The sequence below is a fragment of the Stenotrophomonas sp. P5_B8 genome, assembly GCF_054049855.1.
Window position 1 is genome coordinate 1 of record NZ_JBFULO010000084.1, and the last position, 12454, is coordinate 12454.

General features: G+C 68.7%; 11 protein-coding genes and 1 riboswitch. Of the genes, 7 read left to right on the forward strand and 4 right to left on the reverse strand.

Annotated elements, in window-relative coordinates:
- Positions 1 to 96 precede the first annotated feature (96 nt).
- Both ACXJKH_RS06975 and ACXJKH_RS06980 read right to left on the reverse strand, forming a co-directional pair.
- Positions 97 to 1566, reverse strand: a complete 1470-nt coding sequence (locus ACXJKH_RS06975; RefSeq protein WP_457318889.1) for a sensor histidine kinase — start codon at positions 1564 to 1566, stop codon at positions 97 to 99.
- Positions 1563 to 2282 (reverse strand): response regulator transcription factor, encoded by a 720-nt coding sequence (locus tag ACXJKH_RS06980; RefSeq protein WP_457318890.1) that lies wholly within the window; start codon positions 2280 to 2282, stop codon positions 1563 to 1565. Before ACXJKH_RS06980 ends, ACXJKH_RS06975 begins: the two co-directional genes overlap by 4 nt.
- A 149-nt stretch (positions 2283 to 2431) precedes the next feature.
- Here ACXJKH_RS06980 and msrB point away from each other — a divergent pair, with 149 nt between their 5' ends.
- From msrB to ACXJKH_RS07000, 4 genes are all read left to right on the forward strand, one after another.
- Positions 2432 to 2938 carry a peptide-methionine (R)-S-oxide reductase MsrB gene (gene msrB, locus ACXJKH_RS06985; RefSeq protein ID WP_457318891.1) on the forward strand — a complete coding sequence of 169 codons (507 nt, stop codon included), beginning with the start codon at positions 2432 to 2434 and terminating at the stop codon, positions 2936 to 2938.
- A 36-nt stretch (positions 2939 to 2974) separates the two neighbouring features.
- A complete protein-coding gene (locus ACXJKH_RS06990; RefSeq protein WP_457318892.1) occupies positions 2975 to 4747 on the forward strand; it encodes a cytochrome c biogenesis protein DipZ in 1773 nt (590 codons plus the stop codon).
- Between the two features lie 16 nt (positions 4748 to 4763).
- Positions 4764 to 5504 (forward strand): peptide-methionine (S)-S-oxide reductase MsrA, encoded by a 741-nt coding sequence (gene msrA / locus ACXJKH_RS06995; RefSeq protein ID WP_457318893.1) that lies wholly within the window; start codon positions 4764 to 4766, stop codon positions 5502 to 5504.
- 602 nt (positions 5505 to 6106) lie between these two features.
- Positions 6107 to 7525 carry an aminotransferase-like domain-containing protein gene (locus ACXJKH_RS07000; RefSeq protein ID WP_457318894.1) on the forward strand — a complete coding sequence of 473 codons (1419 nt, stop codon included), beginning with the start codon at positions 6107 to 6109 and terminating at the stop codon, positions 7523 to 7525.
- Between the two features lie 267 nt (positions 7526 to 7792).
- Here the strand turns inward: ACXJKH_RS07000 and bioD are convergent, their stop codons facing one another.
- Positions 7793 to 8479 carry a dethiobiotin synthase gene (gene bioD / locus ACXJKH_RS07005; RefSeq protein WP_457318898.1) on the reverse strand — a complete coding sequence of 229 codons (687 nt, stop codon included), beginning with the start codon at positions 8477 to 8479 and terminating at the stop codon, positions 7793 to 7795.
- 74 nt (positions 8480 to 8553) lie between these two features.
- Here bioD and ACXJKH_RS07010 point away from each other — a divergent pair, with 74 nt between their 5' ends.
- Both ACXJKH_RS07010 and ACXJKH_RS07015 read left to right on the forward strand, forming a co-directional pair.
- Positions 8554 to 9036: a GAF domain-containing protein gene (locus ACXJKH_RS07010; RefSeq protein WP_256775169.1), complete on the forward strand. Its 483-nt coding sequence runs from the start codon at positions 8554 to 8556 to the stop codon at positions 9034 to 9036.
- Positions 9033 to 9407 (forward strand): TfoX/Sxy family protein, encoded by a 375-nt coding sequence (locus ACXJKH_RS07015; RefSeq protein ID WP_457318895.1) that lies wholly within the window; start codon positions 9033 to 9035, stop codon positions 9405 to 9407. Before ACXJKH_RS07010 ends, ACXJKH_RS07015 begins: the two co-directional genes overlap by 4 nt.
- Here ACXJKH_RS07015 and ACXJKH_RS07020 read toward each other — a convergent pair whose 3' ends face one another.
- Positions 9408 to 9986, reverse strand: a complete 579-nt coding sequence (locus ACXJKH_RS07020) for a histidine phosphatase family protein (protein WP_457318896.1) — start codon at positions 9984 to 9986, stop codon at positions 9408 to 9410.
- A 152-nt stretch (positions 9987 to 10138) separates the two neighbouring features.
- Positions 10139 to 10370, forward strand: a riboswitch (cobalamin riboswitch).
- 121 nt (positions 10371 to 10491) lie between these two features.
- Here ACXJKH_RS07020 and btuB point away from each other — a divergent pair.
- Complete coding sequence (gene btuB, locus ACXJKH_RS07025; RefSeq protein ID WP_457318897.1) at positions 10492 to 12333, forward strand: TonB-dependent vitamin B12 receptor; 1842 nt, start codon at positions 10492 to 10494, stop codon at positions 12331 to 12333.
- The last annotated feature ends 121 nt before the right edge of the window (positions 12334 to 12454 follow it).

Consider the following 12454-nt stretch of genomic DNA (forward strand, 5'->3'; position numbering starts at 1 on the left):
GCTCCACGTAAACCACACGCAGGCTGCGCGTGCAGCCGACCAACGGTCGGCTCTACCAGCGCGCGGGCCGTCGACGCAACGTCCCCGCCCCGGGCATCAGCGTGCGGCAGTTGGCAGGGTGAACACGAACAGCGCGCCTTCGCGGCTGTCCATCAGGCGGATGTCGCGGTGGTGCAGTTGCAGGATGCGGTGGACGATCAACAGGCCGAGCCCGCCGCTGTCCGGGCGCGCACTGCCCAACGCGGGCGGCGTGTTGAACAACCCGGCGCGGCGCTCGGGCGCGATGCCCGGTCCGGTGTCGGCGATGGCGACCTGCACCTCGCCGTCCTGCGCGCGTAGCACCACCTCGATGCGGCCGCCTTCAGGAGTGTGGCGGATGGCGTTGTCGAGCAGGTTGGTCAGTACGCGCTCGATCAATGGCAGATCCGCCACGACTGCCGGGAGCCCGGGCGGTATGTCCGCGCTGAGCGTCTGCCGGCGTGCCTGCGCGCCCAGTTCGAATTTCTGGAACACATCCTGGACCAGGTCCGGCAGCGAGAACGCCTGCAGGTCCAGGCTGACCGCGCCGTGTTCCAGCCGCGCCAGTTCGAACAACGCCTGGGCCAGCGCACCGACCTTGCGGCTCTGCGCCAGCGCGATGCCAAGGTAGCGCTGGCGCTCGTCGGCGCTGAGCGTAGCGTCCTTCAGGGCCAGGGTTTCCAGGTAGCCGTGCAGCGAGGACAGCGGCGTGCGCAGGTCGTGGGAAATGTTGGCCACCAGCTCGCGGCGCTGCAGGTCCTGTTCGCGCAACTGCTGCCACTGCTCGCCCAGGCGCTGGCCCATGTGCCCGAAGCTGTGCTGCAGGATCGCCAGTTCGTCGCGCTCACCGGGACGCAGCGGGGTCGGTGGCAGCGGCGTGCCGGCACCGGCGGCGTCCACGTCGAAGGCCTGGATGCGGCGGGTCAGCTGGCGCAGCGGCCGGGTGACCCAACGGAACGCGACCCCGCCGGCCAACAGCCCGACCGCCGCCAGGATCGCCAACGACCACAACGTCGTGCGCAGGGTCGCGTTGGCGGCGATGTTGGCGGCCAGCGCCTCGCGCTGCTCGCCCACCAGCACCACGTAGATGTAGCCGGCCTGGCGTCCCTGCACCCACAGCGGGGCGGCGTTGAACACCTTGCGGCCGGTGGCGCTGCGCGGGTCGTCGCCGAGGATCGGCAACGGTTCGTCGCGCAGCAGGGCGCGTACCGGCGCCAGGTCCACGCGGTCGCGCTTGAGGTGGCCATCGGGCGCGTCATGGCCGAGGATGCGGCCCGCGTCGTCGAGCAGGTACACCTCGACGCTGGGATTGACCGCCATCAGCTTGCCGAACAGCGCGCGCACTTCGCCGCCGCGCATGCCGCGCGCGTCCATCAATTCACCACTGCGCGCGATATGTTCGGCCAGCCCGCGCGACAGCCGCTGCACGGTCTCCTGCTCGTGCATGGCGGTGCTGCGCATCTGGATCCACATCAACGCGCCGCAGCACACCAACAACAGTGCGCAGAACACTACCGACAGGCGCTGGGACAGGGTCAGGCGGATCACGCCGCTGCTCCTTCATCGCCGACCAGCTTGTAGCCACGACCCCACACCGTCTGGATGCGCTGCGGGCTGGCCGGGTCGCGTTCGATCTTGTTGCGCAGCCGGTTGATGTGGGTGTTGACGGTGTGTTCGTAGCCGTCGTGCTGATAGCCCCAGACCTGGTTGAGCAGGTCCATGCGCGAGTAAACCTGGCCGGGATGGCGGGCGAAGAAGTAGAGCAGGTCGAACTCGCGCGGGGTCAGCTCCAGCGCACGCCCGTCGACCTGAGCGTTGCGCGCGACCGGATCGATGCGGATGCCGGCCACGTCCAGTTCGCCGGCATCGATGCGCGCGTTCTGCGCCATTGCTTCCACCCGGCGCAGCAGGGCTTTGACCCGCGCCACCAGCTCCAGCATCGAGAACGGTTTGGCCAGGTAGTCGTCCGCGCCCAGTTCCAGGCCGAGGATGCGATGCACTTCGCTGGCACGCGCACTGGTGATGATGATCGGGGTGTAGCGCGTCATCGCGCGGGCGCGCTTGCAGATCTCCAGGCCGTCCACGCCGGGCAGCATCAGGTCCAGCACCAGCGCGCTCCACGGCTGCGCTTCGAGCAGGGCCAGCCCCTCGTCGCCGGTGGCGGCGTGGGTGACCTCGTAGCCCTCGTCGCGCAGGTGCATGCGCAGCAGGGTGGCGATGTGGACATCGTCTTCGACGATCAGGACACGCTTGGCGCTKCTCATCGGTGCGGGCGGGCCGGCCAGGAAGGGATGCCCGCATTGTCGGTCGATCCGGGCCTGAATGTGTCACGGAAAATTTAACCCTGCGTGAGGATTCGTTGACCGGCCCGGGCGCAGCATGGCCCCATCGTTCCCGGACCTGGAGATCGGCCATGCGTTACTCCCGTCGCAATGTACTCGGCATGGGCGCCATGACGGCCGCCGCCGGCGTATTTGGTCTGACCGCCTGCAGCGGCCCGGCACCGGCTGCCACCGCCGCCCCGACCCGTCGTTTCGAGGTGATGCGCACCGATGCGCAGTGGCGTGAACAGCTCAGCCCGGCGCAGTACGCGGTGCTGCGCCGGCAGAGCACGGAGCGGCCCTTCAGCAGCCCGCTCAACAAGGAGCATCGGCGCGGCACGTTCAACTGCGCCGGCTGCGCGCTGTCGCTGTTCTCTTCGTCGACCAAGTTCGACAGCGGTACCGGCTGGCCCAGTTTCTGGGCACCGCTGCATGACGCCGTCGCCGAAGACCGCGACACCACCCTGGGCATGATCCGCATCGAGGCGCATTGCCGGCGCTGCGGCGGCCATCTCGGCCACGTGTTCGACGATGGTCCGCGCCCGACCGGGCTGCGCTACTGCATGAACGGCGTGGCGATGACCTTCACCGCGGCCTGAGCGCCGTTTCTCCCTGCATCCTGGAAGGATCTGTCCATGTTCCTGCTTGTCCTGGCCTACCTCGGCGGCGTACTCACCATCCTCAGCCCGTGCATCCTGCCGGTGCTGCCCTTCGTGTTCGCGCGCTCGGACCGTCCCTTCCTGCGCAGTGGCCTGCCGCTGCTGGTGGGCATGACCCTGATGTTCGCGGTGGTCGCCAGCCTAGCGGCGGTGGGTAGCCAATGGGTGGCGCAGGCCAACCAGATCGGGCGCTGGATCGCGCTGGTGGTGATGGCGCTGTTTGCGCTGGCGCTGCTGTGGCCCTCGCTGGCCAACCGCCTGCTCTCGCCGTTCCAACGCCTTGGCGCACGCCTGAGCGCCTCGGCCGATGCGGCCAGCGACGCCGGACGCGGCGGGATCGGTACCTCGTTGTTGATCGGCATCGCCACCGGCCTGCTGTGGGCGCCGTGCGCCGGGCCGATCCTGGGCCTGATCCTCACCGGCGCGGCGCTGCAGGGCGCCAGCGTGGGCACCAGTGGCCTACTGCTGGCCTATGCACTGGGCGCAGCGACGTCGCTGGCGCTGGCGATCTGGATCGGCGGCCGGGTGTTCGCCGCACTCAAGCAGCGCCTGGGCATGGGCGAATGGATCCGTCGCGCGCTCGGCGTGGCCGCGCTGCTGGCGGTGGTGGCGATCGCGATGGGCTGGGACACCGGCGTGTTGACGCGCTTGTCCACGGTAAGCACGGCCAAACTCGAACAGGGCCTGCTGGATACGCTGCCCGGGCAGCAGCCGGCCGCGGGTGCGGCGATGACGACGGCCAGCGGCCAGCCGAACGGCGAACTGCCGGTGGAAGGCACCCTGCCCTCCCTCGCCGGCGCCACCGGGTGGCTCAACAGCCCGCCGTTGAGCGCTGAAGGCCTGCGCGGCAAGGTCGTCCTGGTCGATTTCTGGACCTACTCCTGCATCAACTGCCTGCGGGCCCTGCCGTATGTGCGTGAATGGGCCGAACGCTACCGCGACCACGGTCTGGTGGTGATCGGTGTGCATGCGCCGGAGTTCGCCTTCGAACGCAGCCTGGGCAACGTGCAGGGCGCGGTGAAAGACCTGAAGGTCACCTACCCGGTGGCGATCGACAATGATTTCGCGATCTGGCGCGGCTTCAACAACCGCTACTGGCCGGCGCACTACTTCATTGATGCCCAAGGCCGTATCCGCGCGCACCACTTTGGCGAAGGCAATTACGCCCAGTCCGAGCAGATCATCCGCCGGCTGCTGCGCGAAGCGGGCAACACGCTGCCCGACGAACCGGCGCAGGCGATGGCGATGGCCGCGGCGGCACCGCGCGATGGCGTGGAGCAGCAGGCCGACATGCGCAACCTGAAATCGCCGGAGACTTACCTGGGCCATGCGCGCGCGGAGAACTTCGCCTCGCCTGGCGGGCAGCAGCCGGACCGCGCCGCGGACTACACCGTGCCGGCCACGCTGGGCCTGAATCAGTGGGCGCTCGGCGGTCGCTGGACCGTGGGCAATGAGGACGCAGCGTTGGACGCGGCCGGTGGCCGGATCGCGTTCCGCTTCCATGCCCGCGACCTGCACCTGGTGCTGGCGCCGGCGGTCGATGGCAGGCCGGTGCGCTACCGCGTGCGCATCGACGGCCAGCCGCCGGGCGCGGCCGCCGGTGGCGATGTGTCGGCCGATGGCAGCGGCCAGGTCGGCGGGCACCGTCTGTACCAGTTGATCCGCCAATCCGGCGATGTGCGCGAACGGACTTTCGAGATCGAGTTCCTCGATCCGGGTGTGCACGCCTACGCCTTTACGTTCGGTTGAGCCCTGGAGGCCTTCGATGAAGATCGCAATGGACAAACTGGTTGCCGGCAGCATCGCCGCGGTGATCGCCGCACTGACGGTCACGGCGGTGCTCAGCCTGGACGGCCCGGTGCATGCCGCGCCGGCGCAGGCCCTGGTCACGGTGCCTGCACCGGGCGGCAGTGCCGATTTCAAACAACCCGGCAGCACGCGTGCGCAGGTGGTGTTCGCCGGCGGTTGTTTCTGGGGGGTACAGGGGGTGTTCCAGCACATCAATGGCGTGGACAACGCGGTGTCCGGCTACATAGGTGGGAGTGGGGCCGATGCCAGCTATCCGCGCGTGGGCGGCGGTGGCACCGGCCATGCCGAAGCGGTGCAGGTCACCTATGATCCGTCGAAGGTCAGCTACGGGCAATTGATGCAGGTGTTCTTCTCGGTGGTGCATGATCCGACGCTGCTGAATCGGCAAGGTCCGGATCGCGGTACCCAGTACCGTTCTGCGGTGTACGCCGATGACGCCGCGCAACGCGACGCCACGCGCGCCTATATCGTCCAGTTGCAGCGCGCCAAGGCGTATGCGGCGCCGGTGGTGACCCAGGTCGACGGCGGCAAGCGTTTCTATGCTGCCGAGGGCTATCACCAGAACTACCTCACCCTGCATCCCGAATCGCAGTACATCCAGATCAACGATGCGCCCAAGGTGGCGGCACTGAAGCAGCAGTATCCGGCGCTGTATCGCGAGAAGCCGAGGTTGGTGTCGACTCTTTCTGCGCGGTGATGCTGTTCTTTTGGAGCGTCGATGTCTGCGGTGCTCCCGCCCCAGACAGTGGGCTGGTGGCCGTCGAAAACCCTGGAAGCACGACGCAAAGACGGCAGGGCTGATGCTTGTAGCTGATGCTTGGGGCTGATGCTTGTGGCTGATGCTTGGCTGTCGCTGTCGCTGTGGCTGTGCTTGTGCCTGTTCGCTGCGCACCAGCCAACTGTCTGGGGCGGGTACGGGTGGGCTTGCGGGACCGTCATGCGCCATGGGTCCGACGCATGCGTCGGACGGGCTGGGCAGGACGCCCMGCCCSGGTCTTGCCACGTGCGCAGGATTGCGCACGTGCGCAAGGCGTACGCGAGCCTACAGGGACGTACTTGCGGCGTGTCCCGCAAACCCACCCGTACCCGCCCGAACCAGCGAAAGCCCGCACACGCCGGCCGTTGATCTGGAAAAAAAAGCGCACGGCGAAACACCGCACCGCCGTGCGCGAGGGAAGGACCGGGGTGCGCGGCGGAGGTGGGCCGGGCGCTGACAGGAGCATGCTAGGCTGCGTCAAGCCGCGGATACAGAGCCAGCGTTTGGCCATCCGCATGGTTACAGATTCCTGCGGGCACCCCATGGCAGCCAACCTCTACCAATCCCTGGCCGATGAAATGGCCGACGCCATCCACAGCGGCCGTCTGCCCGTCGGTACGCGCCTGCCGTCGCTGCGTGGGCTGGCCGCACAGCGCCAGCTCAGCCTCAACACCGTCATCGCCGCCTACCGCCAGCTTGAAGACGCCGGCCTGGTGATTCCACGGCCGAAAGCCGGCTTCGTGGTCAGCGCGCGCCTGGCCGAGCCCACCCGCTCGCTGCGCCAGGCGCCGTCGCTGGCCACCACCCAGGCGCAGCAGTTGATGATGGCCCGCGTACTGGCCGCACAGCAGCAGCCCGGCGTTGTCGACCTCGCCTTCGCCGGCCCCCGTGGCCGCCGTTTCTATCCCGGCGACAAGCTGGCGCGCAGCACCGCGCAGGTGCTGCGCCGCGCCGGCATGGTGGAAACCTACGCGCGGCCCAATGCCGCTACGCGCCTGCTCGAACAGATCGTGCGGCGCGGTCCGCGGCTCGGGCTGCACACCAGCGTCGAACGCCTGGTGCTCACCCACGGTGCGATGGAAGCGCTGCAGCTCGCATTGCGCGCGGTGACCCGTCCGGGCGATGCGGTGGGCATTGAAGCGCCGTCGTATTTCAACCTGTATCCGCTGCTGAGCAACCTGGGCCTGAAGGCGATCGAACTGCCCACCGACCCGCGCCTCGGGCTGGACGTGGATGCCGTCGCCGCGCAGCTCGAACGGGGCGCGCTGGCCGCGATCGTGGCCATGCCCAGCGTGCACAACCCGCTTGGTTTCACCATGCCGGTGGCCGAGAAGCAGCGGCTGGCCGCGCTGGTGAACCGTTATCGGATTCCGTTGATCGAAGATGCGGTGTATGCCGAGCTGCAGTTCCAGGAGCCGCTGTCGCCGTTGCTCAAAGCCTTCGATGACGACGGTTGGGTGATGGTGGTCAGCAGCTTCTCCAAGACCCTTGCCCCGGACTACCGGATCGGCTGGCTCGACGCCGGTCGCTTCGCCGCCGACATCCAACTGCTCAAGTTCCAGTCCACCGGCGCCGAACCGCGCCTGCTCGGCGAAGCGGTCGGTGCGTTTCTCGAGGCGGGCAGTTATGAGCAGCACCTGCGCCGGTTGCGGCGTCTGTACAGCGACCAGGTGCGACGCGTGCGCAGCCTGATCGCCCAGCATTTTCCGGCCGGGACGCTGGCCACCCAGCCCACCGGCGGCTTCCTGCTGTGGGTCGAACTGCCCGCCAGTATCGACACCGGCGAGCTGTTCGAGCAGGCGTTGGCCAAGGGCGTGGTGTTCATGCCCGGCCAGGTGTATTCGCGCGGTGCGCGATACCGGCATTGCCTGCGCTTGTCCTGCTGCCAGGAGCTGGACGAGCGCTACGTGGCGGCGATCAGCACGCTGGGCCAACTGGCCTGCGCACTGCGCGGCGAATGAAAACGCCACCGGCCAACACCGCGCGCCAGCCACCCATGGGGTGGCTCTACCCGATTGGGACACTGCCACGGTGGCGTCAGCCACCCATGGGGTGGCTCTACCCGGTTGAGGCGCTGCTACGGTGGCGTCAGCCACCCATGGGGTGGCTCTACCCGGTTGAGGCCCTGCCACGGTGGGGCCAGCCACCCAAGGGGTGGCTCTACCCGATTGGGACCGTGCCACGGTAGAGCCACCCCATGGGTGGCTGCTTCGCCGCGCTCGGAAGCCCTACGCCTCCTGCAGGCGCAGGCAATCCGCCAACCCGGCCGGTTCGGCCCCCGGTGCGTACGGCAACCGCCCCAGGCAGGGCATCGCCAGCCGCGTATGCAACAGGGCCATGTTGTCGTCGATGCGCGCCATCTGCGGGTCGACCTCATTGCCGATCCAGCCGATGCAGGTCGCTCCGCTGGCCGCGATCGCCGCCGCGGTCAGCCGCGCGTGGTTGAGGCAGCCCAACCGTAGCCCGACCACCATCACCACCGGCAGGCGCAGGGCATGCACCAGGTCGGCCTGGTCGAGGCTGCCCGACAGCGGCGCCAGCCAGCCGCCCACGCCTTCGACCACGACCGTATCGGCCTGGGCACGCAGGCGCGCGAACGCGGCTTCTATCGGTTCCAGCGCCAGGCTCACGCCGGCGTCGGCGGCGGCCAGCTCGGGCGCCAGTGGCAGCGGCAGCGCATACGGGTTGAGGTCGGCATAGGCCGGCTGCGGGTCGCTGGCGGCCAGCAGCGCAGTGGCATCTTCGTTGCGCAGGCCCTCGGCCGTCCATTGGCAACCACTGGCGACCGGCTTCATGCCCACCGCGCGGCCCCCGCGCTGGCGCAGGGCGTGCAGCAGAACGCAGCTGCTGAAGGTCTTGCCGATGCCGGTATCGGTGCCGGTGACGTACAGGGCGGGGAGCGGTGGGGCAGTCATCGGCGCGGTGGTCGGGAAGGAGCGGTGCATTATCGGCGGTCCCGGGGCGCCCTGCTGCTTGCTAGACTCGGCCCATGTTCGAGAACTCCACGCTTACCGGCAGCAAGCCGGAACAGTACGGCCAGCTGCTGGCCCAGGCCCGTGCACTGGTGCACGGCGAGCGCGACCGGATCGCCAATGCCGCCAACCTGTCGGCGCTGGTCTACCACGCGCTGCCGCACCTGAACTGGGTCGGTTTCTATTTCTACGACGGCACCGAGCTGGTGGTCGGGCCGTTCCAGGGCCTGCCGGCCTGTGTGCGCATCCCGCTGCACAAGGGCGTCTGCGGTGCGGCCGCCAGCCAGCGGGTGACCCAGCGGATCGAGGACGTGGACGCCTTCCCGGGCCACATCGCCTGCGATTCGGCCTCGCGCTCGGAACTGGTGGTGCCGCTGGTCCACGGCGATACGCTGATCGGCGTGTTCGACCTCGACAGCCCGTCGCTGGCGCGCTTCGATGCCGAGGATCAGGCCGGCCTGGAAGCGATCGCCGCGGTGTTCGTCGAGGCCCTGGGATGAGCGTCAAGCTGCGCAACATTGGCCCCAAAAGCGCGGCCTGGCTGCGCCAGGTCGGTCTGCGCACGCCCGAGGAGCTGACCGCGGTCGGCGCGGTGGGCGCCTTCGTGAAGGTCCGCCGTGCCGGCTTCAAGCCCAGCCTCAACCTGCTCTATTCGCTGGAAGGCGCGCTGCAGGACTGCCACTGGCAGGAACTGCCCGAAGCGCGCCGCATCGAACTGGTCGCCGAGTACGACGCGATCATCGCCGACAAGCCGCTGAAGAAGGCCCCACCCGCCTCCGGCCCGGTGTACGACCGCACCGCCGAGCGCCGCGATGACGACGACGCCGGTGATGCGCCGCTGTTCGACCGTGAGGACGAACCGGCGGAGTGATCAGACCTGCTGGAGTTCCAGCAGTTCGCCCCATAGCCGCCCGTCCTCGCGTTCAACGCGCAACTGCAGCCGCGTACCGTGGTCGATACGCAGCGCCCAGCACATCGCCATCGGCAGCCCGCACACCTGCGACAGCACCATCCGCAACGGGCCACCGTGGCTGACGATCAGCGTCGCCGGCGGGTCGGGCTCATCGAGCAGCCGATGCAGGCCGCGCCCGATGCGGCGTTCGAAGTGCCCCCAGCTTTCGCCCTGCGGCGGTGGATTGGCATGCGGGTCCAGGTGGAAGGCGGACAGTTCCTGCATCGGCAGGTCGTGCAGCGCCTGCCCGTCCCAGGTGCCGAAATCCAGCTCTTCCCACTCTTCGTCGGCGATCACCTCCAGCCCGCGCGGCAATGCCAGTGCATCGGCGCTGGCCAGCGCACGCTGGCGCGGTGAACTGAGCACACGCGCCCAGCCCAGCGTCGCATAGCGTGCGCACAATGCATCGGTGCTGCCATCTTCCAGCGGTGGATCGGTGCGACCGTCCAGGTGGCCATCGCGGCCGGTGCTGGCGTGGCGGATCAGGTCGAGGATCATGCCGCGCCCCGTCTGCTGCCCGCTGCGGCCGGCCGGTACGGGTCACGGGCGTCGGTGCCGGGGTGCTGCAACCACAGTGGGGTCATGGAGATCACATCGAAAAAGCGAGGCGCATTCTAACCGGTGCGCTCCGCCGGCCCGGCCGATGGCTTAGACTGCGCCCACTTTCAGGTGACCTGGGGCTGCGATGCCGCCAGGTTGAAACGGGAAGCCGGTGACGCGTCAGGCCCTGTGCCTGGCCGCCACTCCGGCGCTGCCCCCGCAACGGTAAGCGTGGAAACACCAGGCAATACGCCACTGTGCTCCGGCATGGGAAGGCGCCTGGCACGATGGCACCGCCATCGCCATGCGAGCCCGGAGACCGGCCTGGAAGACGACTGGTTGCGATGCGGCGGGCATGGCGGCGGCAAGCGGTGCCGCGTGCCCGCTCTCCGTCGAGTGACTCCTGCAGCGCGATCATCCCCACCCTTTGCCGCGCGGGCGTGCGCGGTGCATGGAGTCATCGATGAAGCTGCAGATCCGCGTTCTTTCCCTGGCCGTGTTGTCGGCCCTGCCCCTGCTGGCGTCCGCCCAGGACGAGGCCACCGCACTGGACCAGGTGCTGGTCACCGCCACCCGCACCCCCATCGCCCTGCAGGACAGCATCTCGCCGGCCCAGGTGATCGACCGCGCCGAGATCGAGCGCAGTCAGGCACCGTCGCTGCAGGACCTGCTGCGCGGCCGCGCCGGCATCAACCTCACCAACAACGGTGGCCTCGGCAAACAGAGCTCGCTGTTCCTGCGCGGCACCAATTCCGCTCACACCCTGGTGCTGGTGGATGGCGTGCGCATCAACACCGGCGACCTGGGCCTGGCGATGATCCAGGACCTGCCGCTGGCGCAGATCGAACGCATTGAAATCGTGCGCGGTCCGCAGTCCAGCCTGTACGGCGCCGATGCGATTGGCGGCGTGATCCAGATTTTCACCCGCCGCAACGTCGGCACCTTCGCCCCGCACCTGCAGGTGGGTGGCGGCAGCAACGGCCTGCGCGAGGCCAGCGCCGGCTTCGGCGGCAGCGGCGAGCGCGGCTGGTTCGGCACCGACATCGCCTACCAGCACACCGACGGCATCAATTCCTGCCGCGGCGATGCGGCCACCTTCGCCGGCTGTGGCGCCGACGAACCCGATCGTGACGGCTACCGTAACCTGTCCATGAGCCTGCGTGGCGGCTACACGCTGACCGATGCGCTGAGCGTGGAAGGCACCGCGCTGCGCGCCAAGGGCGAGAACCACTACGACGGCTACTACAACTATTCGGAGACGCTGCAGCAGGTGCTCGGCGGCAAGGTCCGCTACAGCCCAAGCGAGCGCTTCAACCTGACCGTCAATGTCGGCCGCGCCGACAACGAGTCGGACAACTACAACGGCAGCACCTGGCTGGGCGCGGCGCAGACCCATCGCGACAGCGCATCGGTGCAGACCGACATCGGCCTGGCCGAGGGCCAGTTGCTCAGCGCCGGCGTGGACTGGAGCCAGGACAACCTGGATGGCAGCAGCGCCGGTTACCTGGTCGACAACCGCGACAACACCGGTGTATTCCTTCAGTACCAGGGCCGCTTCGGCGCGCACCACCTGCAGGCCAGCGTACGCAACGACGACAACGAACAGTTCGGCAACCACACCACCGGCAGCCTCGGCTGGGGCCTGGAACTGGGGGGCGGCTTCCGCCTCAATGCCAGCTACGGCACCGCCTTCAAGGCCCCGACCTTCAGCGATCTCTACGACCCGTGGAGCGGCGTGCCCGGCCTGGATCCGGAAAAATCCAAGAGCGCCAACCTCGGCATCGCCCAGCAGGGCGACAGCTGGCGCTGGGGCCTGGATGTGTACGAAACCCGCATCGACGACCTGATCACCTACGACGCCACCACCTTCATGATGTCGCAGGTGGAAAAGGCGCGTATCCGTGGCGCGGAACTGACCGGCGCGATCGCGTGGGCCGGGTTTGACTTCAACGCACAGCTCAGCCACACCGATCCGCGTAACCGCACCGATGGCAGCGCGCAGTTCGACAACTGGCTGGCGCGCCGCGCGCAGAACACCGCACGTCTGGACATCGACCGCAGCTTCGGCGGCTTCCGCGCCGGCATCACCGCCAACGGTGCCGGCAAGCGGTACGACAACGCCGCCAACACGGTGCGGCTGGCCGGTTACGGCACGGTCGATCTGCGCCTGGAATACGCGCTGAGCCGCGACTGGTCGGTGCTGGGCCGGGTGAGCAACGTGTTCGACCGCGATTACGAAACCGTGGCCTGGTACAACCAGCCCGGCCGCGAATACCGCCTGAGCGTGCGTTACCAGCCGAGGTAAGCACCCGTCAGGTAGTGCCGAGCCATGCTCGGCAGCCCCTGATGCCGAGCCATGCTCGGCAGCCTTTCCAACCGTCGCGCCACCCAAGGCGCGACGAACTCCCCCTCACCCGCCACCCAAG

Coding starts and splice junctions, on each gene's coding strand:
- ACXJKH_RS06990 (WP_457318892.1), top strand. CDS start 2,975: ATGTTCCTGCTTGTCCTGGCCTACCTCGGCGGCGTACTCACCATCCTC.
- bioD (WP_457318898.1), bottom strand. CDS start 8,479: ATGACTGCCCCACCGCTCCCCGCCCTGTACGTCACCGGCACCGATACC.
- msrA (WP_457318893.1), top strand. CDS start 4,764: ATGAAGATCGCAATGGACAAACTGGTTGCCGGCAGCATCGCCGCGGTG.
- ACXJKH_RS07015 (WP_457318895.1), top strand. CDS start 9,033: ATGAGCGTCAAGCTGCGCAACATTGGCCCCAAAAGCGCGGCCTGGCTG.
- ACXJKH_RS07010 (WP_256775169.1), top strand. CDS start 8,554: ATGTTCGAGAACTCCACGCTTACCGGCAGCAAGCCGGAACAGTACGGC.
- msrB (WP_457318891.1), top strand. CDS start 2,432: ATGCGTTACTCCCGTCGCAATGTACTCGGCATGGGCGCCATGACGGCC.
- ACXJKH_RS07000 (WP_457318894.1), top strand. CDS start 6,107: ATGGCAGCCAACCTCTACCAATCCCTGGCCGATGAAATGGCCGACGCC.
- ACXJKH_RS07020 (WP_457318896.1), bottom strand. CDS start 9,986: ATGATCCTCGACCTGATCCGCCACGCCAGCACCGGCCGCGATGGCCAC.
- btuB (WP_457318897.1), top strand. CDS start 10,492: ATGAAGCTGCAGATCCGCGTTCTTTCCCTGGCCGTGTTGTCGGCCCTG.